18 protein-coding genes and 1 pseudogene are annotated in these 20005 nt (G+C 69.3%); 8 read left to right on the top strand and 11 right to left on the bottom strand.

Annotated features, from left to right (window positions below):
- Nucleotides 1–4: 4 nt before the first annotated feature.
- The 6 genes from ACYVOK_RS29500 to ACYVOK_RS29475 form a co-directional block, all read right to left on the bottom strand.
- The gene (locus ACYVOK_RS29500) at nt 5–946 is read right to left on the bottom strand and encodes a carbohydrate ABC transporter permease (protein ID WP_460665837.1); all 942 of its coding nucleotides are present in this window, start codon (nt 944–946) and stop codon (nt 5–7) included.
- Nucleotides 943–2271: an ABC transporter substrate-binding protein gene (locus ACYVOK_RS29495; protein WP_460665836.1), complete on the bottom strand. Its 1329-nt coding sequence runs from the start codon at nt 2269–2271 to the stop codon at nt 943–945. Before ACYVOK_RS29495 ends, ACYVOK_RS29500 begins: the two co-directional genes overlap by 4 nt.
- An 8-nt stretch (nt 2272–2279) precedes the next feature.
- Nucleotides 2280–3476, bottom strand: coding sequence for an ROK family transcriptional regulator (locus tag ACYVOK_RS29490; protein WP_460665835.1), 1197 nt, complete (start codon nt 3474–3476; stop codon nt 2280–2282).
- A 169-nt stretch (nt 3477–3645) separates the two neighbouring features.
- Nucleotides 3646–4047: a hypothetical protein gene (locus ACYVOK_RS29485; RefSeq protein ID WP_460665834.1), complete on the bottom strand. Its 402-nt coding sequence runs from the start codon at nt 4045–4047 to the stop codon at nt 3646–3648.
- Between the two features lie 16 nt (nt 4048–4063).
- Nucleotides 4064–4741, bottom strand: coding sequence for a uracil-DNA glycosylase (locus tag ACYVOK_RS29480; RefSeq protein ID WP_460665833.1), 678 nt, complete (start codon nt 4739–4741; stop codon nt 4064–4066).
- An 88-nt stretch (nt 4742–4829) separates the two neighbouring features.
- Nucleotides 4830–5384 carry a TetR/AcrR family transcriptional regulator gene (locus tag ACYVOK_RS29475; RefSeq protein ID WP_460665832.1) on the bottom strand — a complete coding sequence of 185 codons (555 nt, stop codon included), beginning with the start codon at nt 5382–5384 and terminating at the stop codon, nt 4830–4832.
- A gap of 62 nt (nt 5385–5446) precedes the next feature.
- Here ACYVOK_RS29475 and ACYVOK_RS29470 point away from each other — a divergent pair, with 62 nt between their 5' ends.
- From ACYVOK_RS29470 to ACYVOK_RS29460, 3 genes are all read left to right on the top strand, one after another.
- On the top strand, nt 5447–6355 hold the full coding sequence (locus ACYVOK_RS29470; RefSeq protein ID WP_460665831.1) for an alpha/beta fold hydrolase: 909 nt from the start codon (nt 5447–5449) through the stop codon (nt 6353–6355).
- A 292-nt stretch (nt 6356–6647) separates the two neighbouring features.
- The gene (gene panD, locus ACYVOK_RS29465) at nt 6648–7079 is read left to right on the top strand and encodes an aspartate 1-decarboxylase (protein ID WP_460666341.1); all 432 of its coding nucleotides are present in this window, start codon (nt 6648–6650) and stop codon (nt 7077–7079) included.
- Between the two features lie 13 nt (nt 7080–7092).
- A complete protein-coding gene (locus ACYVOK_RS29460) occupies nt 7093–8691 on the top strand; it encodes an aminopeptidase P family protein (RefSeq protein WP_460665830.1) in 1599 nt (532 codons plus the stop codon).
- Nucleotides 8692–8742: 51 nt separating this feature from the next.
- On the opposite strand, the gene ACYVOK_RS29455 is transcribed toward ACYVOK_RS29460, so the two are convergent.
- Nucleotides 8743–10698 (bottom strand): M13 family metallopeptidase, encoded by a 1956-nt coding sequence (locus ACYVOK_RS29455; RefSeq protein ID WP_460665829.1) that lies wholly within the window; start codon nt 10696–10698, stop codon nt 8743–8745.
- A 148-nt stretch (nt 10699–10846) separates the two neighbouring features.
- Here ACYVOK_RS29455 and ACYVOK_RS29450 point away from each other — a divergent pair, with 148 nt between their 5' ends.
- Both ACYVOK_RS29450 and ACYVOK_RS29445 read left to right on the top strand, forming a co-directional pair.
- On the top strand, nt 10847–11779 hold the full coding sequence (locus ACYVOK_RS29450) for an SMP-30/gluconolactonase/LRE family protein (RefSeq protein WP_460665828.1): 933 nt from the start codon (nt 10847–10849) through the stop codon (nt 11777–11779).
- A gap of 114 nt (nt 11780–11893) precedes the next feature.
- Entirely contained in the window at nt 11894–12847 is a 954-nt protein-coding gene (locus ACYVOK_RS29445) for an SMP-30/gluconolactonase/LRE family protein (protein WP_460665827.1), read from the top strand.
- Here the strand turns inward: ACYVOK_RS29445 and ACYVOK_RS29440 are convergent, their stop codons facing one another.
- Complete coding sequence (locus tag ACYVOK_RS29440; protein ID WP_460665826.1) at nt 12848–13141, bottom strand: HU family DNA-binding protein; 294 nt, start codon at nt 13139–13141, stop codon at nt 12848–12850. It lies immediately after the preceding gene.
- A 262-nt stretch (nt 13142–13403) separates the two neighbouring features.
- Here ACYVOK_RS29440 and ACYVOK_RS29435 point away from each other — a divergent pair, with 262 nt between their 5' ends.
- The 3 genes from ACYVOK_RS29435 to ACYVOK_RS29425 are packed head-to-tail and all read left to right on the top strand — an operon-like array spanning nt 13404 to nt 15786.
- Entirely contained in the window at nt 13404–14426 is a 1023-nt protein-coding gene (locus tag ACYVOK_RS29435) for an LCP family protein (protein ID WP_460665825.1), read from the top strand.
- Entirely contained in the window at nt 14423–15226 is an 804-nt protein-coding gene (locus ACYVOK_RS29430) for a YndJ family protein (protein ID WP_460665824.1), read from the top strand. The genes ACYVOK_RS29435 and ACYVOK_RS29430 overlap by 4 nt, the downstream gene beginning before the upstream one ends.
- On the top strand, nt 15223–15786 hold the full coding sequence (locus ACYVOK_RS29425) for a DUF1990 family protein (protein ID WP_460665823.1): 564 nt from the start codon (nt 15223–15225) through the stop codon (nt 15784–15786). The genes ACYVOK_RS29430 and ACYVOK_RS29425 overlap by 4 nt, the downstream gene beginning before the upstream one ends.
- Here the strand turns inward: ACYVOK_RS29425 and ACYVOK_RS29420 are convergent.
- The 3 genes and pseudogenes from ACYVOK_RS29420 to ACYVOK_RS29410 all read right to left on the bottom strand — a co-directional run bounded on the left by ACYVOK_RS29420 (nt 15783) and on the right by ACYVOK_RS29410 (nt 19973).
- Nucleotides 15783–17984: an MMPL family transporter gene (locus tag ACYVOK_RS29420; protein WP_460665822.1), complete on the bottom strand. Its 2202-nt coding sequence runs from the start codon at nt 17982–17984 to the stop codon at nt 15783–15785. The genes ACYVOK_RS29425 and ACYVOK_RS29420 overlap by 4 nt on opposite strands.
- Nucleotides 17985–18065: 81 nt before the next feature.
- Nucleotides 18066–18763 (bottom strand): annotated as a pseudogene (locus tag ACYVOK_RS29415) (response regulator transcription factor).
- Entirely contained in the window at nt 18666–19973 is a 1308-nt protein-coding gene (locus ACYVOK_RS29410; protein ID WP_460665821.1) for a sensor histidine kinase, read from the bottom strand. Before ACYVOK_RS29410 ends, ACYVOK_RS29415 begins: the two are co-directional and overlap by 98 nt.
- Nucleotides 19974–20005: the final 32 nt, after the last annotated feature.

The following is a 20005-nucleotide window of genomic DNA, read 5'->3' as shown; positions in this document are numbered from 1 at the left end:
CCCCTCAGTCGTTGGTCGCCAGGAAGCCGCTGCCGCGGCGCATGAGCAGCGCGGTGAACACCATCGCCAGCGCGAACAGCACCAGCGCGATCACCGCCGCTCCACCGGTGTCGAACCGCTGGAAGCCCAGGTGGTACACGAGTTGCGGCAGCGTCAGCGTCGACTTGTCCGGGTAGCCCGGCTCGAACTGTTGCCCGGAGCCACCGATCACCCCGCTCGCCACCTTCCCGGCGACGAGCGGCTGGGTGTAGTACTGCATCGTCTGGATCACGCCGGTGACGACCGCGAACAGCACGATCGGCGAGATGTTCGGCAGCGTCACGTACCGGAACCGTTGCCAGGGGCCCGCTCCGTCCAGCGACGCTGCCTCGTACTGCTCCTGCGGTACGTCGAGCAGCGACGCCATGAAGATCACCATCAGGTCGCCGATACCCCACAGTGCGAGCATCGTCAGCGCCGGTTTGGACCAGGCCGGGTCGTTGAACCAGCCGGGCTGCGGCAGCCCGATGCCGCCGAGGATGCTGTTCACCGGCCCGGTGCCCGGGTTGAGCAGGAACGCGAACGCCATCGTCGCGGCCACCGGCGGCGCCAGGTAGGGCAGGTAGAAGGCGGTCCGGAAGAACCCGGCGCCGGTCTTGACCTTGGTGATCAGCAGACCGATGCCGAGCCCGAAGATCACCCTCAGGGTGACCATGACGACGACCAGCCAGAGCGTGTTCCGCAGGGCCGGCCAGAAGAACGGGTAGTCGGTGAAGACGTACTGCCCGTTCCTCAGACCGGTCCAGGTGGGCGGCGTGAAACCGTCGTACCGCATGAAGCTGAAGTAGACGGTGGAGATCAGCGGGTAGAGGAAGAAAACGCTGACGCCGATCAGCCAGGGGGACAGGAAGGCGACGTTGCGGACCGCTTCCCTGCGGCGAACCTGTCGCAGTCCGGGTGAGCTCATCGGACCTGGGCCAGGTCCTTGTCGATCTGCTGATCGGTCTTGGCCAGCCCGGCGGCCAGGTCTGTGATCTTGCCGGACTCGTAGGCGTAGCCGAGGTCCTGCAGGCTCAGTTGGTAGGCACCGCCGTTCGGACTGGCCGGCGGTGTGTTGCTCTTCGGGTGCCGGGCGATGTCGAGGAAGGTGCGGAAGGCCGGGTCGGCGTCCAGCTTGGGCGACTTCAGCGCCTCCAGGGTGGACGGCACGTTGTGGATCGCGTTGGCGAAGTTGACCACGGCATCGGTGTCGGTGGTCATGTACTCGACCAGCTCCCAGGCGGCGTTCTGCTTCTGGCTGGTGCTCGCGATGCCGATGATGGTGCCGGACAGGTAGCCCTTGCCGTAGGTGTCGGCCTGGTCGTCGGGCACCGGGAACGGCGCGACCCCGATGTCGAACTTCACGCCGGCCTCACGTGCCATCCCCAGCCGCCACTCACCGTCGATCGCCATCGCGACCTGGCCGGTGTGGAACGGATTCTTCGCGCCCCACTCGTCGCCGAAGGTGGCCCGGTACTTCTCCAGCTTGGCGTAGCCGCCGAGCGAGTCGACCAGGTTCTTCTGCCACTTCAGCATGCTCGCGAACGCCGGGTCCGCGGCCAGGTTCGACTTGCCGTCCGGGGTGAAGTACGTCGGATTCCACTGCGCGGCGAAGTGCGTGGTGGTCGACTCGTAGCCGTGGAAGTTCGGCATGAAGCCGAGCTGGGAATAGGTGTCGCCCTTCGGCCTGGTCAGCTTCTTCGCGACCGCGTCGAACTCGGACAGCGTCCTCGGCGGCGCGGTGATCCCGGCGGTCTTGAACGCGTCCTTGTTGTAGTACAGGCCGTACGCGTCGTTCAGCAGCGGCAGCGTGCACCGCTTACCCTCGAACTGGGTGTAGTCCTGCAGCGCCTTCGGGAACGTCTTGTCCAGGTCGATTCCGGACTTGTCCAGGAACGGCTCGAGGTCCACGAACACGTTCGACGCGCAGAACGTGCCGACGTTGTCGGTGGTGAACGACGACACCACGTCCGGCGCGCTCGGCCCGCCGGCCCGCAGCGCCTGCTTGATCTTGTCGTCGTTGATGTTGCCGACTGCCTTCACGTGGATGTTCGGATGCTTCGCCTCGAACGCCGTGACGTTGGCGTTGATCGCGGCCACCTCGCCGGGCGCGCTCCAGCCGTGCCAGAAGGTGATGGTGACGTCCTCGGTGACGTCGTCGCTCGCCTGCGGTGCGGTCGACGTACCGGTGCAGGCGGTCGCGAGCAGTGCGACGGCCGCGGTGACCAGTACGGCGCGGTGGAAGCGTTGCATCCGGACTCCTAGGGAAGAGGTGGACCTGCGGTGTCGAAGACTTCGTCTCGGGTGGTGGTCAGGGCGGACTGCAGCGCGCCGGCGAGAACCGGGTCCTCGTGGATGGCGGTCATCAGCAGCCGCGGCCGCGGTACGGCGAGCTCGGCCAGCTCCTCCTGGACGAGGCCGCGCAACCGCTCGCCTCCGGCGGTGATGACGCCGCCCGCGAGCACGATCAGCTCGGGGTCGACGACCGCGACGATCGCGGCCAGGCCGACGGCGAGCCGGTGGGCGAACTCGTTCAGTACGGCGTCGCCGGCCCCCTCGGTGTGCAACGCGGCCGCGACGGCGGCTTCCGCCGTACGGGCCTTGAGGCCGTGCTCGCGGGCCAGGCGGAGGACCGGCTCGGCACCGGCCAGCTCCTGGAAGCCGCCGGCGTTGTTACGGCTGACGTTGCGGACGAGCGGCGTACCGGGAAGTGGCAGGAACGCGACCTCGCCGGCGCCGCCGGTGGCTCCGCGGTGCAGTTGACCGTTGATGACGACCGCCGCTCCGATACCTTCCTCGCCCCACAGCAGCACGAAATTTTCGGTCTCTTTGGCGTGGCCGAGCCGCTGCTCGGCGATGGCCGCGAGGTTGACGTCGTTCTCGACCTCGAGCGGTACCGCGATCGCCGCGGCCAGTTCGTCGAGCAGATGGGGGGAGTGCCAGCCCGGCAGGTGGGTGGCGTACCGCAGCCGGCCGGTGGTCGGGTCGAAACCACCCGGCGTTCCGATCGAGACACGGTGCAGCCGGCCGCGGGTCAGCCCGGCCTCGCCGGCGGCGCCGTCGATCGCCTTGATCACCCGCTCGACCGTGCCCTTGGCGCTGCGGCCCGGCGTGGGCAGCTCGTAGCGGCCGACGACCTTGCCGGTCAGGTCCGCGACGGCCGAGCGGATCCGCGTCGGGGTGACGTCGAGGCCGGCGACGTACGCGATGCCGCCGTTGATCTCGTACAGCTGGGCGTTCGGGCCGGGCCGGCCGGCGGTGGTGCCGCTGGCCCGGACCAGGCCCGCCGCCTCCAGCCGCGCGAGCAGTTGCGACGCGGTCGGTTTGGACAGGCCGGTGAGGTTGCCGAGGGTGGTGCGGGACAGCGGGCCCTGGGCGAGCAGCAGGTCCAGGGCGGCGCGGTCGTTCATCGCGCGGAGCAGGCGGGGTGTTCCGGGGGTCCCAGATGTTTTGGCCATGGGACAACCCTGCCTCCCTCCGAAGCATCCGTGGCGTCGCCGCGCGGTAGCGCGTCAACTGTTAGGAAAGTTTCCTATTGATGCAAGACCGTACGGCGGACCGCCCGACGGTGTCAATCGGTCCGGCCGGCTCAGGGGCAATCGTGCGGCGCTCTCGCTGCGTGCAGATTCAGTGCTTGAGGAGGTCTCTGAGCGGAGCCACCGGGACGAGGCCGGCGGCCAAGGCGCCCAGGCGGGGGTCGACGGTGACCAGAGCGTCGGCCTGGAGCTTGGTGACGGCCAGGTATTCGGCGTCGCGCAGGGTGTCCCAGTCATGCTCACGCGCCAACTGCCAGGACACGCGGCGCGAGACGCGGTCGCCGAGCGCGCGGATCTTCACCGCGGTCATGCGGTCGTGCCGGCTCAGGGCTTCCTTCTCGGTGCGCGCGCCGGCGCGGACCTCACGCAGAAGCAGCTGGAGCGCTTCCGAGCGGATCGAGTTCGGCGCGACCAGCTGATGGCTGGGATCGAGCGGCAAACCGCGGTCCACAAGATGGAGCAGGGTCGGTGCGTCGATCACATAGCGGGCCATACCCGCAGCATGACGACTACGGCAGGCGCCAGTCGACGGGGGTGGCGCCCTGCTCGACCAGCAGCGCGTTGACGCGACTGAACGGGCGGGAGCCGAAGAAACCACGGTCGGCCGACATCGGGCTCGGGTGTGCGCTCTCGACGTACGGCGTGCTGCCAAGCATCGGCTTGAGCGTCTGGGCGTCCCGGCCCCACAGGATCGCGACCAGCGGGCCGCCGCGCTTCACCAGCGCGTGGATCGCCTGCTCGGTGACGGTTTCCCAGCCCTTGCCGCGGTGCGCACCCGACTTGCCTGGCTGCACTGTGAGCACCCTGTTGAGCATCAGCACGCCCTGGTCCGCCCACGGGGTCAGGTCGCCGTTCGACGGAGCCGGTACGCCGACGTCCGCCATCAACTCGCGGTAGATGTTGGCCAGGCTGCGCGGGATCGGCCGGACGTCCGGCGCGACCGAGAAGCTCAGGCCGACCGGGTGGCCCGGCGTCGGGTACGGGTCCTGGCCGACGATCAGCACCTTCACCTGCTGCAGCGGCCGGTGGAAAGCGCGCAGTACGTTCTCACCCGCCGGGAGATACCCCCGCCCGGCCGCGATCTCCCCGCGCAGGAACTCGCCCATCTTGGCGACCGTGTCCTCGACCGGCGCCAGCGCCTCGGCCCAGTCCGGCGCCACCAGATCCGTCAACGTCTTGGGACTCACCCGCCACAGTTTCGCAGCACCCACGGTGTCACCGCATCCCGGGTGTCACCTGCCGTTCGCGTGTCGCTCAACGCTTCCGCCACAGAGGTCAAGACTCTGCGAGGGCGCGCACTGCGCGTTCGATGGCGGGGCGCAGGTCAAGGGCGGGGTCGACGGTGAGCCGGTGCAGGAGCAATCCGTCGGCGAGCGCCATAACGGCCCGGGTCGCCGGCACGGGGTCGGCGATACCGACGGCGGTCACGATCCGCTCAGTCCACCGCTCGAACTCGCGGCGCTGCCGCCGCAGCGGCTCGCCAAGCTCGGGGTCGGCGGCGAGTTCGAGGAAGAGGGCGTAGCGTGCGCGGGTGCGCGTGGCGAACGGCCCCGTCTGCAGTTCGGCCATGGCGCACAAGCCCTCGATCAGCCCGTCGAGTCCCGTGATCGTAGGCATCGCGGCCGGGTCGAAATCTGCGCGCTCGCGCTCGGCGATCCAGTCCACCACACCGGCGAGCAGCGCCCGGCGGGTGCGGAACCAGTTCGAGGTCGACCCGGGCGGGAGGCCTGCTCGTTCATCGACCCGCGCATGGCTCAGCGCGCGCACGCCCTCCGCGCCGAGCAGTTCCACGGCCGCCTCGAGTGCGCGCTCCCGGGTGGCCGCCGGCATGGACGCCCCCTTCCCAGAGGTCTACTATGAAAATAGTAGTTCATCGCACGGAGGGGGTCGCCATGCCCGCGCCCGAGCCCCGCAGCACCCGTTCCGTCGACCCCTCGGCCTGGTCGCCCCCGCTGCCGGAGGCCTCCGGCTTCCAGCATCTAGTCGTCGAGACGCCCGGCCTTCGCACTCACCTCGCCACGATCGGCGAGGGCGAACCGGTCGTGTTGTTGCACGGATTTCCCCAGCACTGGTGGCAGTGGCGCGCCGTAGCTCCGGTCATCGCCGCAGCCGGATACCGCGCCATCTGCCCCGACCTGCGCGGGGCCGGCTGGACCGTGGCCGACGATCCGCGCGTCGAACGCGAGACCCGGCTCCGCGACCTGCTCGCGCTCTTCGACGTACTCCACATCGAGCGCGCCCACCTCTTCTCCCACGACTTGGGCGCCATCACCGCGATGCAGTTGACCTACGACCACCCCGAGCGGGTTCGAACGGCAGTGCAACTCTCCGTGCCGCCGGGCTTCATGACGTTGAGTCCGAGGGTCATGCCGGGCTTCCGGCACCTTCCCTCGTTCATCTGGCACCGCCCGGGCGCCTCAATGCATGGCGTCTTCTCCGACAGGTACGTCGCCCGCCCGATGGCAGCGACAACGATCGAGGCCCATCTCGCACCGATGCGCCAACCCGAGATCGACGCGGCGGTTCGCACTCTCACCCGCGGCATCGCTGTGCCCGAGGGCATGCGCATGGTCCGCGGCGTTTACCGCCGCTGCCGGCTCTCGGTGCCCACTCTCTTCGTCTTCGGGCGCCTCGACCGCTACTGGAACGAGGAGATCATCCAACGCATCTGCCGCAATCCGGAGCGGTACGCCGATCGCGTCGAGTTCGCCTACGTCGACGACGCAGCACATTTCATCACCGACGACGCCCCCGCCGCTGTCGCCGACCTCTCGCTCGACTGGTTCGAACGAGCCGCATGACGTCGGGGCCGGCCAACTACTTCAGCTCTCCGCTCATCGGCAGCTCCGTGCGTTGCTCCACAACTGCAACCGTGAGGTGGTCGGTGATCTGTGACACACCGAGCGTGGGCCGGCGGATGGTCTTGTTTTGTTGGCGTGTTGGTCACTTGCCGGGGTTGCTCCTCCTGGTAGGAAGGTCCCGGCCCCGCAAGGTATGAGCTTGCGGGGCCTTTGCGTGGTCTGGTCAGGGGCTGAACCGGTTGGGTGATGGTGGTTACTGACAGGGGTGGGGATGGGCTGGATCATGGCGCGCATGTGGCGCGAGATGATGAAGTCGAAGGTGCACCGGGCGACGGTGACGCAGGCGGATCTGGACTATGTCGGGTCCTGCACGCTGGACGCCGAGCTGATGGAGGCGGCCGATCTGCTGCCCGGCGAGAAGGTGGACATCGTCGACATCACCAACGGCAACCGGCTGTCGACGTACCTGATCGAAGGGCCGCGCGGGTCCGGGGTGGTCGGGATCAACGGGGCGGCGGCACACCTGATCCACCCGGGCGATCTGGTCATCCTGATCGCCTACGGGATGTTCGACACCGCGGAGGCGAAGGTGTTCGAGCCGAGCGTAGTCTTCGTGGACGAGCACAATGCGATCACCCGCATCGGCTCCGACCCCGCCGAGGCGCTGCCCGACAGCGGCACGCTCCGCGGCGACGAAGTACACGCTGACCCCGCGCCGAGATGAGGACTGGTCGACGATGACCGACACGACCGAGACCACCGCAGCCGAGAAGACCGCCCCGGAGACCGCCACCGCGGCGAACGAACCTGCCACCGGCTCAGCGGCCGGCCAGACGGCGTCGGCCGGCGAGACCACGGCGTCGGCCGGCGAGACCACGGCGTCGGCCGGCGAGACCACGGCGTCGGCCGGCGAGACCGCGGCCGCGCCGAAGACCGCCTCGCACGACAACGAGCCGAACCCGAAGCTGCGGGCGTTCATGAACTCCGGCTGGGCCGACTCCGAGCGGCAGGACGTGAGGCTCAGCGACGTCGGGGTGTGGGCGGCCAAGCGGCGGGACGCGCTGTCGCAGGCGTTCCCCGGCGAGCGCCTCGTCATCCCGGCCGGTACGTACAAGGTCCGGTCGAACGACACCGACTACGTCTTCCGCCCGCACACCGACTACGTCTGGCTGACCGGCAACCAGACCTCCGACGCGGTCCTGGTGCTGGAGCCGAACGGCACCAGCGGCCACGACTCGGTCCTGTACTTCCGCCCGCGCGCAGACCGCAGCGAGGGCGAGGAGTTCTGGCGCGACCGGATGTACGGCGAGCTCTGGGCCGGCCGTCGTCCGTCGCTGACCGAGACCGCGAAGGAGTTCGGCATCGAGACCCGGCACGTCGAGCGGCTCGCCGACGCGCTCAAGGGCGACGTGCCGACCCGGGTACGGCGGGGTGAGCACACGCCGATCGCGACCCTGCTGAGCGGCGCGAAGACGGACACCGACCGGGACCGGGAGCTGGCCGCGACGCTGTCCGAGCTCCGGCTGGTCAAGGACCCGTTCGAGATCGAGCAGTTGCGCAACGCGGTCGCGATCACCCACCGCGGGTTCTCCGACGTCCTCGCCGAGATGGACAAGGTCCGCGAGTACGGCGAACGCTGGATCGAGGGCACCTTCTGGCGCCGGGCCCGGGCCGAGGGGAACGACGTCGGGTACACCTCGATCGCCGCGGCCGGACCGCACGCGACCACGCTGCACTGGATCGAGAACGACGGGCCGGTCGTCGACGGCACGCTGATGCTGCTGGACATGGGGGTGGAGAACCGCCACCTCTACACCGCGGACATCACTCGCACGCTGCCGGTCAACGGCGAGTTCACCCCGCGCCAGCGCGACCTGTACCAGCTGGTCCTCGACGCGCAGAACGCCGGGATCGATGCGCTCCGGCCGGGTGTCACCTTCCGGACCGCGCACGAGGCGGCGATGGAGGTCATCGTGCGGGGGCTCGACGCGATGGAGCTGCTGCCGGTGTCGGCCGAGGAGGCGCTCGACCCGGAGAGCATGCTCTACCAGCGCTACACCCTGCACGGTGTCAGCCACATGCTGGGCCTCGACGTACACGACTGTTCGGCCGCCCGTGAGGAGAAGTACCGCAAGGGTGACCTGCAGACCGGTTACGTGCTGACGGTCGAGCCGGGGCTGTACTTCCAGGCCGACGACCTGACCGTGCCGGAGGACCTGCGCGGAATCGGCATCCGGATCGAGGACGACATCCTCATCACCGAGAACGGCGCCGAAAACCTCTCCGCCGCCATGCCCCGCGACGTAGAAGCCCTCCAGAACTGGATGGCTTCGTAAACACTCAGAAGGCAGCGGGGGCGCACAGATCGTGCGCCCCCGCTGTCATGTTCACCAGATGCGGACGCGGTCTTCCGGCGCCAGCCACATGCCGTCGGATTCGGTGATTCCGAAGGTTTCGTGGAATGCGTCGATGTTCTTGACGACTGCGTTGCAGCGGAACTCCGGTGGCGAGTGCGGGTCGATCGCCAGGCGGCGGGCTGCCTCCTCGGGGCGGGTCTTGGTGGACCAGGCGTTGGCCCACGAGAGGAAGAAGCGCTGGCTGCCGGTCAGTCCGTCGATCACCGGCGGCTCGGCGCCGTTCAGTGACAGCTGGTAGGCGACGTACGCGATCGACAGCCCGCCCAGGTCGCCGATGTTCTCGCCCAGGGTGAGCTTGCCGTTCACATGCTGCCCTGGTGTCTCGGCCGGCTCCAGCACCTCGTACTGCGCGACCAGCTTGGCGGTGCGCTCCTCGAAGGCGGCCCGGTCCTCGTCGGTCCACCAGTCGTTGATGTTGCCGTCGCCGTCGTACCGGGAGCCCTGGTCGTCGAACCCGTGGCCGATCTCGTGCCCGATCACCGCACCGATCGCGCCGTAGTTGACCGCGTCGTCGGCGTCCAGGTCGAAGAACGGCGGCTGCAGGATGCCGGCCGGGAAGACGATCTCGTTCATCCGCGGGTTGTAGTACGCGTTGACCGTCTGCGGTGTCATCTTCCACTCGGTCCGGTCCACCGGCTTCCCGAGCTTCGCCAGCTCGCGGGCGGTCTCCACCGCGACCGACCGGCGCACGTTGCCGACCAGGTCGGACGGGTCGATCTCGAGCGCGCTGTAGTCCTTCCACTTGTCCGGGTACCCGATCTTCGGCAGGAAGGTGCCGAGCTTGTCCAGGGCGCGCTGCCGGGTCTCGGGTCCCATCCAGTCGAGCTTCTCGATCCGCTGCCGGTACGCCTCGACCAGGTTCGCGACCAGCTCGACCATCCGGGCCTTCGCGGCCGGCGGGAAGTGCTCGGCCACGTACAGCTTGCCGAGCGCCTCACCCAGCGCCGACTCGACCACGCCGACACCGCGCTTCCAGCGCTCGCGCAGCTCGGGCGCACCGGTCAGCGTCTTGCCGTAGAAGGCGAAGTTCTCGTCCACGAAGGCCTTGCTCAGCAGCGGCGCCGCGTCGTGCACGATCCGCCAGCTCAGCCACTCCTTCCACCGGTCGAGCTCGACGTCGCGCAGTGCCCCGGCGGCCGCGGTGAAGAAGTCGGGCTCGCGGACGACGACCTGCTCGATCGCCGACGCCGGTACGCCGGCGCCCTCCAGCCAGCGTGACCAGTCGAAGCCCGGCGTCAGCTCGTCGAGCCCGGCCCGGTCCAGCTTGTTGTAGGTCAGCGTGACGTCGCGGTCCTTGACCCGGTCCCAGTGGCCGGCCGCGATCCGGGTCTCCAGCTCCATGATCCGTTCGGCGGCCCCGGCCGGATCGGGCAGGCCGGCCAGCTCCAGCATCCGGCCGACGTGGCCGACGAACGCCGTACGGATCGCGGCGAAGGAGTCCTCGCGGTAGTAGGACTCGTCGGGCAGGCTGATCCCGCCCTGCATGAAGTACACGATGTATTCGTCGGACTTCTTCGCGTCGGCGTCGATCCAGGTGTGGAAGACACCGGAGACGCCCTGCAGCTCGAGCGTGCCGAGGGCGGCGACCAGGTCGCCGGTGTCGGCGATGCCGCGGACCAGGGCGAGCTGGTCGGCGATCGGCTCGGCGCCCCGTCGCTCGATCGTCTCCTCGTCCATGAAGCTGCTGTACAGATCGGCGACCTTGCGCGCCTCGCTGCCCTCCGGATGACCGGCGGCGACGGTCTTCTCGACGATGGCGCGGACGTCCTGCTCGGCCGTGTCCGACAGCGCGTGGAACGCGCCGTAGATGGCCTTGTCCGCCGGGATCTCGTGCTGTTCCAGCCACGGCCCGTTCGCGTGTCGGTACAGGTCGTCCTGCGGCCGCACGGTGTCGGACAGACCCGAAATGTCGATCCCTGCTGTCATCCCTGCCCCTTGCTTCCTGACGGCTTTCTTCAGCGCGTGATGTTGCTGTCAGCGACAGTACCCGGTACGCCCGACGGCCGCGGTGAACCATCCACAGGCCCGTGCCGTTGATCCGGGTAAAAACACCGGATCAGGAGGGACCCCGCCCATGCCACGCCTCGTCCGACGGCTCACCGCCGTACTCAGCGTTCCCGCGCTGATGCTCGGCCTCGTCAGCACTTCGGCCTCCGCACAGACCACGAGTTTCCGCACCCGGATCGAGCTGCCGAACGGCTTCCAGCCCGAAGGGATCGCGATCTACCGCGGTACGGCGTACTTCGGTTCCCGGCTGAACGGCGACATCTACGCCGCCGACCTGAAGACCGGGGCCGGCGAGCGGATCGTCAGGGGACCGGGGACCGGTTCGCTCGGTATGAAGGTGGACCGGTTCGGCCGCCTGTTCGTCGCCGGTGCGGCCGGTGGCGACGCGCGGGTGATCGACACCCGGACGCACGAGCTGCTGGCCAGTTACACCTTCGCCACCGCCCCGACGTTCGTGAACGACGTGATCGTGAGCAAGGACGCGGCCTGGTTCACCGACTCGCGCAAGCCGGTCTTCTACAAGGTGCCGCTCGGCCCCCACGGCGACCTGCCGCCGCAGTCCGCGGTCCAGATCATCCCGTACAGCGGCGACTACCGGCACGTCCCGGACGTCAACAACGCCAACGGCATCGCACTCACCCCGGACGGCAAGGCCCTGATCATCGTCCAGTCGTCGACCGGCTTCCTGTTCCGGGTCGACCCGGACACCGGCGTGACGCGGCGGATCGACATCGGCGACCTCGTGATGACGAACGGCGACGGCCTGCTGGTCATCGGAACCACGCTGTACGTCGTCCAGAACCGCCTGAACAAGGTCGCCGTACTCGAACTCGACCCGTCCGGCACCGAAGGCCACCTGGTCCGCGAGATCACCAGCCCGGACTTCGACGTACCGACCACCGCGGCTGCCTTCGGGTCCCGCCTCTACCTGCCGAACGCCCGCTTCACCACCCCACCCACTCCGGACACGCCGTACTGGGTCACCGCCGTCCCACGCTGAACCGTTCCGGCGCGCGGCTCGTTGTCCTACGGTGAAGGCACAACGAGCCGTACGTCGGCCGTTCGGGGGCACACAGAGCCGACTCCACGGCGCACACCGGGGAGGAACCTGCTCATGTCACGTCTCGTACGCCGACTGGGGGTCACACTCGGCCTGTCCGCCCTGATCCTGGGACTGGTCAGTACGCCGGCTTCGGCCGCAACCACATCGGACACCGGCACGAAACGGGCCTTCCCGACCCGGATCGAACTGCCGAACGGGTTCCGGCCCGAGGGCATCGCCATCAGGGGAGGTACGGCGTACTTCGGCTCGCTCGCGGACGGCGACATCTACGCCGCCAGCCTGCGCACCGGCAAGGGCAAGGTGATCAGCCAGGGGCCCAATACGCCGTCGGTCGGGTTGAAAGTGGATCGCCGCGGCCGGCTGTTCGTCGCGGGCGGACCCGCCGGGAACGCCCGTGTGGTCGACACCCGGACCGGCAAGATCCTGGCGACGTACCAACTGGCTCCTGCGGGGCAGCCGACGTTCGTCAACGACGTGGTCCTGTCCAGGAGGGCGGCCTGGTTCACCGACTCGCAGCGGCCAGTCATCTACAAGGTGCCGTTCGGCCGCCACGGCAAGCTGCTCGGCCAGTCCGCCGTACGCACGATCCCGTTGACCGGGCATTACGAGCACCAGGCCGGGTTCAACGCCAACGGCATCACACTGACGCCGGATCGCCGGGCGCTGATCATCGTGCAGTCGTCGACCGGGCTGCTGTTCCGGGTGAACCCGCGGACCGGCGTCACGAGGCAGGTCGACCTCGCTGCGCCGATGACGAACGGCGACGGCCTGCTGACGATCGGCCGGACGCTGTACGTCGTCCAGAACCAGCTGAACAAGGTGGCAGTGGTGAAGCTCGACCGCGCCGGCACGAGAGGCTCACTGGTCCGTGAGATCACCAGCCCGGACTTCGACGTACCGACGACCGTTGCAGCCTTCGGCAAGCGGCTCTACCTGCCGAATGCCCGGTTCTCGACCACACCGACACCCACCACGCCGTACTGGGTGACAGCAGTACGGCGGTGATCAGGAGATCGTGCGGAGGTCTCCGCGAGCGGCAGCCTTCAGGCGGCTGCCGCAGGACAGGCGGACGGAGTAACCGGCCGGGATCGTGAGCGGCTCACCGGTCTGCGGGTTGCGGCCGGTGCGCGGCGCGCGCATCACCCGCTCGATGCTCAGCAGACCGGTCAGCGAGACCTTGTCGCCCTTGTGCACGGCCTCGGTGACGACGTCGCCCAGCGCGTCGAGGACCTTTTCGGCCTGGTTCCGCGGAATGCCCGCCTTCTGCGCCACGCCGGCGATCAGCTCGTTGCGATTCACGGCTCTCCTCAGCTTTCGTCCCGCCGGGCGGCACCTCAGCCGCCGTCCGGTCGATCGTCAGCACCTTAACCGAAATGATTGTCGTTAGCGAGAAGCAACCGCATTCCGGTCACTCCGAGGCTGATCGGCGCGGGTTTCGGCGGTCTGGTTCGGTTTTGGGGTGGATTTCCTCCTTCTGGAGGATGCGGGGGCGACTTTCCGACCGGTAGGACCGTTCAGTGGGGTGACGTCGCGAGCGGCGGACCCCGATACGGTCGTGGGTATGAGTCAACCGCAGCCCATCGACCAGCGCTTCGTGAACCGGCCGCCGGCCCCGCCGAGGAAGAGGCGGCACTGGTTCCTCCGCACGGTCGGACTGATCGTCCTGCTGTTCGTCCTCATGCTGGTCGCGGTTCCGCTGTACGCCTGGAGCCGGATCGACAAGATCGACGCGATGCCGACCGGCGACCGGCCGGCTGAAACGCCGGGTACGACGTACCTGATGGTCGGCTCGGACAGCCGGGACGACCTCAGCCGGACCGAGCGGGCCAGGTTGCACACCGGCGGCGAGGCCGGCGCCCGGACCGACTCGATCATGCTGATGCACGTCCCGGAGTCCGGGCCGACGGTCCTGCTGAGCATCCCGCGCGACAGCGTGGTCGACGTCCCGGGTCAGGGGAACAAGCGGAAGATCAACGCGGCGTTCGCGATCGGCAAGGGCAACCCGGCGCTGCTGATCCAGACCATCGAGGGTGCGACCGGGCTGCGGATCGACCATTACGTCGAGGTCGGCTTCGGCGGCTTCGCCTCGATCATCGACAGCGTCGGCGGTATCGACATGTGTTTGCCGAAGGCAATGAAGGACGACGACGCGCACATCGACCTGCCGGCCGGCTGCCAGGAACTCGACGGTGTCAACGCGCTCGGCTACGTCCGGTCGCGGAAGGCGGACGGCCAGAACGACTTCGGCCGGGTCCAGCGGCAGCGCGAGATGGTCGGCGCGGTGGCGAAGAAGGCAGCCTCCCCGTCCACGTTCCTCAACCCGGTGCGCTACTACAACCTCTCCACCAAGGGGGTCGACGCACTGACCGTGGACAGGGACATGGGGCTGTTCGACTTCGGCAAGTTCGTGCTCGGGATGCGGGCGATCTCGGGCAGTGGGGGCGTCACCCTGACCGTCCCGATCGGTGACGAGAGCTACCGGACGGCGCAAGACGGCGTCGGCGTCCGCTGGGACCGCACGAAGGCCCTGGCGCTGTTCAAGGCCCTCAAGGAAGACAACACGAGCAGTCTGAAGAGCAGTTGATCGCTCTCGTCCATGCGGTGGTGAGCCTGGGCATGCTGGTTGTCGTGCCGCTCGGGCTCACCCTGCTGCGGTTCGGGGACGTCCGGTGGTGGTTCATCTTCGCCGTGCCCGGTGCGGTCTCGCTCTGGCTTCCCCGCGGACCGGTATCGATCGTTCTGGCCTCGGTCTACCTGGCCGGGACGGTCGTTCTGGTCGGGTTGGCGGCGCGAGATTTCCTCCGCCACCAGCGATTGCGCCCGCCGGAGATCGCGCTCTACACCGCGCTCGCGACCCCGTCGATCGCCGGACTGGCGTTGGTCGCCGAACGATCGTCGTACGAACTGTTCGGTTTCAGCCTGACCGTTCTCTCGCTCACCGTCGCGCACTTCCACTTCGCCGGCTTCGCGGCCGCGCTGATCGCCTTCCTGGTCGCCGGGCCGCGGACGGTCGCCGGTGATGCCGCGGCGATCAGTGTCCCGCTCGGCACCGGAATCGTCCTGCTCGGCTTCTTCCTCGGCGACCCGGTCGAGCTCGCCGGTGCCGCCGTACTGACCGCCGGGATGTGGCTGGTCGGATGGAACCTCTGGCGCCGATCACGGCACGCCGACCGCGCGACCGCGGTACTGCTCACCGTCTCCGCAGGGGTCCTCGTCGTGACCATGCTCCTGGCGTTGAGCTGGGCCTTGGGGCACGTGGTGGCGACGCCCTATCTACCGTTGGAGTGGATGGTCGCCACCCATGGGCTGGCGAACGCGGTCGGCTTCGCGTTGTGCGGGTTGCTGGCCTGGCGACGACTCGGTACGGCGGAAGGATCCGGATGAAGCTCGAGGACCTGGCGGGCCTGCGGTTCACGTACGACGCGGTCGGTTCCACCCGGTACGACGAGACGCCGCCGGGCTATCACCGGATGGAGTACAAGACCCGGATCGGCGAGGGCGACGAGGTGTTCCGGCGGGCCGGCGAGGCGCTGCTCCACTGGCGCATGCACCGCACCGCCGGCCTGCCGACGACCGCGACCGACAGCCCGGCGACCATCGGCACGAACAGCCTCGGTCGCCTCGGCGCCGGCATGCTGGTCGGCCGCCTCCGCACCGTCAGCCCAGTGGGCATGCTCGGCCTGCCGGTCCCGTGTCGCGTCGTCTGGACGGTCGACGAACCGGACCGCATCGGCTTCGCGTACGGAACCCTCCAAGGCCACCCCGCGTCCGGCGAGGAGTCCTTCGTCGTCACCCGCGAACCGGACGGCATTTACTTCACCATCCGCGCCTACAGCCGCGCCGCCACCTGGTACACCCGCCTGGGCGGCCCGGTCACGCGCAAAGCGCAGTACCAGGCCGCCCGCCGTTACGCCACCGCCCTCCGGCGCCTCGCAACCCGCTAGCGTTGGCCGGTGCCGGCCGACTCGAGCTCGCGGTCGGGTGCGGGCGGGACGTCGCGGCGCAGGGATTCACCTTCGACGTCCACGTTCGGAAGCAGGCGGTTGAGCCACCCCGGGAGGTACCAGGCGGTGCGGCCGAGGAGCGCCATGACCGCCGGGACGATCGTCATGCGGACGACGAACGCGTCGATGGCGACCGCGAGAGCGAGGCCGAAACCCATCTCCCGGATCAGGGTCTCGCTGGACAGGATGAAGCCGGCGAAGACCGCCGTCATGATGACCGCGGCCGCGGTGACGACGCGGGCGCCGTGGGCGAAGCCGTCGACGACCGCCGTGCGGGGTTCGGCGCCGTGGACATGTTCCTCCCGCATCCGGGTGACCAGGAAGATCTGGTAGTCCATCGCAAGGCCGAAGACGACGCCGACCAGGAAGATCGGCAGCATGCTGATCACCGGCCCGGTCTGGCCCTCGATACCGAACAGCCCGGCCAGCCAGCCCCACTGGAACACCGCGACCACCGCACCGAACGTCGCCGCGACGGTGAGCAGGAAACCGAGGGTCGCCTTCAGTGGCACCAGCAGCGACCGGAACACCAGCATCAGCAGCAGGAACGCAAGTCCGACCACCAGCGACAGGTACGGCACCAGTGCGTCGCTGAGCTTGTCGGACACGTCGATGCCGATCGCGGTGGCGCCCGTGACAGCCACCTCGGCGCTGTCGTTCCCGGGCAACGCGCGGATCGCGTGGACCAGGTCGCGCGTCTGCGTCGTACCAGGCCCGCTCGCAGGGATGACCGTCAGCATTGCCGTATCCCCGGCTGGGTTGAACGTCGGCGGGGTCACCATCGTCACGTCAGGCAGCGCGCGTACGGCGGTGGCCGTGGCGGCGGCCGCCGTCTGCGGATCGGCTGATCCAGCGGCGTCGACGACGACGATCAGCGGACCGTTGAACCCGGGTCCGAAACCCTCGGACAGCAGGTCGTACGCCTTGCGCTGCGTGGAGTCCGGAGCCGCGGTGCTGTCGTCGGGCAGCCCGAGTTCGAGGTCCGTCGCCGGAATCGCCAGCGCACCGAGGCCGATCACCGTCACCAGCAGCACCGCCACCGGCCGGCGGGTGACGAACCGCCCCCACCGCCGCCCGGCCGACATCCGCCCGGCCGCCTCGGGGTCACCGGCCCGCAGCCCCGGGACCCGCCCGCCGAGAACCCGCCGCCCGGCGAAACCCAGCAGCGCGGGCAGCAGCGTGAGGGCGATCGCGACGGCCAGTACGACGGTGAACGCGGCCGCGAGCCCCATCTGGGTGAGGAACGGGATGTCGACGACGAACAACCCGGCCAGCGCGATCACCACGGTCAGTCCTGCGAACACCACCGCTGACCCGGCGGTGCCGACCGCGCGCCCGACCGCCTCCTGCGGTTCCAGGCCGGTACTCAGCTCGTGCCGGTAACGCGACATGATGAACAGCGCATAGTCGATCGACACCGCGAGCCCGATCATCAGGGCCAGAATCGGCGTCCCGGACCCGATGTCGATGAACCCGGTCGCGGCGGTGATCGCGGTGACCCCGATCCCGATCCCGATGATTGCCGACAGCAACGGCAGGCCGGCGGCGATCAGCGAGCCGAACGTGATCAGCAGGACGACCGCGGCCACGCCGAGACCGATCACCTCGGTCAGGCTCTGTTCGTCCTGCGCCTGCATCGCGTCGCCGCCGTACTCGACCGTGAGGCCGGCCGCTCGCGCCGGTTCGACCGCCGCGGCCACCGCCTCCTGCGCCTCGGGTGTGACTTCCTGGGCGCGGACGTCGTACGTCACCTGGGCGTAGCCGGTGCGGCCGTCGGCCGAGATCGCCCTGGCGGTGAAGGGATCCAGGACTCTGGCCACCTGCGGCGCGTCGGTGATCCGGTCCAGGGTCTGGCGGACCTGCGCGGCGCTGGCCGTATCGGTGAGCTTCTGGCCTTCCGGGGCCTGGAAGACGATTCGGGCCGTCCCCGAGTCCGCGCCGGCCTGCGGGAACCGCTGCCCGAGCAGGTCGGCCGCGCGCTGCGACTCGGTCCCCGGGATCGAGAACGCGTCCGATGTCGGGCCGGAGAGCGTGGCCGCGCCGGCGATGCCTGTGGCCAGTAGTCCGAGCCATACCAGCACGACCAGCCGACGCCGGCGGAAAGCGAACCGGCCGAGCCGGTAGAGGAAGGTAGCCATGCGGCCGATCGTTCCGGTCGCCCGGCGTAGCCCGCGTCGGTCGGCCGGGGGCTTTCCGAGGTACTGCGGACGCCGTACCAGCTACCGCGTCTGCGGTACGTCGGCCGGCCACGTCGTACCGGGACGGACCAGGCCGGTCTGGTAGGCGACCACGACCAGTTGGGCGCGGTCGCGGCAGTCGAGTTTCACCATCGCGCGGTTGACGTGCGTCTTGGCGGTCGAGGGGAGAGCACCAGGCGTTCGGCGATCTCGTCGTTGGTCAGCCCAAGGGCGACCAGGCCGACGATCTCGCGCTCCCGGTCGGTGAGGACGTCGAGCACCGACGGGCCGACGTCCTGGCCGATCCGCGGCTCGGCCAGGAAGCGGTTCATCAGTCCGCGGACCGCCTTCGGCGAGAGCAGAGCGTCGCCGCGGGCGACCACCCGGATCGCGTCGATCAGTTCGGCCGGCTCGACCGACTTGCCGAGGAAGCCGCTGGCCCCGGCCCGGATCGCCTCGAAGACGTACTCGTCCACCTCGAACGTGGTCAGGATCAGCACCTTGACCCCGGCCAGGGCGTCGTCCGCGGTGATCAGCCGGGTCGCGGCGAGTCCGTCGACCTCCGGCATCCGGATGTCCATCAAGATCACGTCGGCTCGCTCGGCCCGGGCCCGCTCGACCGCCTCCCGGCCGTTCGACGCCTCAGCAACGACCTCCAGGTCGGGTGCCGAGTTCACCAGCACCCGGAACCCGCTGCGGATCAGCGTCTGGTCGTCGGCCAGCAGCACCCGAATCGTCACCTGCGACTCCCGTCTCGAGAGGAAGAACAGCATGCACCCCGAACCCGCCACCCGGCTCGGGGCCGGTGCGCAGTTCACCACCCACTGCGGCGACCCGTTCCCGCATACCGACCAAACCGTGCCCGGCACCGACCGGCCTGACTGGCGCCGCGGCCGGGGTGAGCGCAACCTGGTCGCCGGGACCGCCCGGCTCCGGGGCGGTGTTGGTGACGTCGACGGCCAGGGCGGCCGGCCGGCGGGTGAGGCGGACGCGGGCGGTGGAGCCCGGGGCGTGTTTGAGGACGTTGGTGAGCGACTCCTGGACGATTCGGTACGCCGTCAGTTCGATCACGTCGGGGAGTGGGCCGACCGAGTCCGGCAGGTGCCAGTCGACCTTGACCCCGGCCGCGGTGAACGAGTCCACCAGGGCGCCGAGTTCGTGCAACGACGGTGCCGGGGCGGTCGGCAACGACGTACCGGAACGACGCAGTACGCCGAGCAGGACGGTGAGCTCCTGCAGGACCGTCCGGCCGCCTTCTCGGACCAGGAAGAGCGCACGCTCGGCCTCCTCGGGCTGCGTGCGCAGTACGTGCGCGGCGACGCCGGACTGCACGTTCATCAGCGCGATGTGGTGCGCGATCACGTCGTGCAGCTCATGGGCGATCCGCAGCCGCTCCTCGATCACCCGCCGCTCCGCCTCCTCCTCGCGGGACTGCTCGGCGCGCAGGGCTCGCTCCTCCAGCTCCCGCTGGAGGGCACGCCGGTACCGCGCCGCTTCGCCGACCGCACCCGAGAACAGCACCAGAAACGTCATCCCGAGGTTGTCGAGAAGGGTTCCGCCGATGAACAAGGAGTCGGCGACCAGGGTCGTGCCCGCCACCGCGAGCACCGCCGTCGTACGGGTCCGCCGGTCCTTCTCCAGCACGACCGTGAAGACCGCGCACGCCATGAACAGGACGATCGGGCTCTTTCCCTGCTCGACGATCGAGTACAGGATCGCGACCAGGGTGGTCACGCCGAGCACCACCAGCGGCGCGTGCCGGCGCAGAGCGAGCGCGACCGCCGCCACGACCGACAGCACCACGACCGTCGGCGTCAGTTCGATCCGCTCACCGACGTGCCGGCCGCCGGGCACCAGCAGATTGATCGCCAGGAGGAACAGCGCCAGGGCAAGGTCCAGCGTCAACGGGTGCCGCTGGAGGTCGCGGCAGAACCGCATGAGCGCGCCCATGCGCTCACACTACGTGGCCGTCCCAGGGACCG

It is taken from the genome of Kribbella swartbergensis (assembly GCF_054784135.1).
The sequence above is the reverse complement of the archived record's forward strand: the minus strand, read 5'-3'. Positions and strand labels throughout refer to the sequence as shown.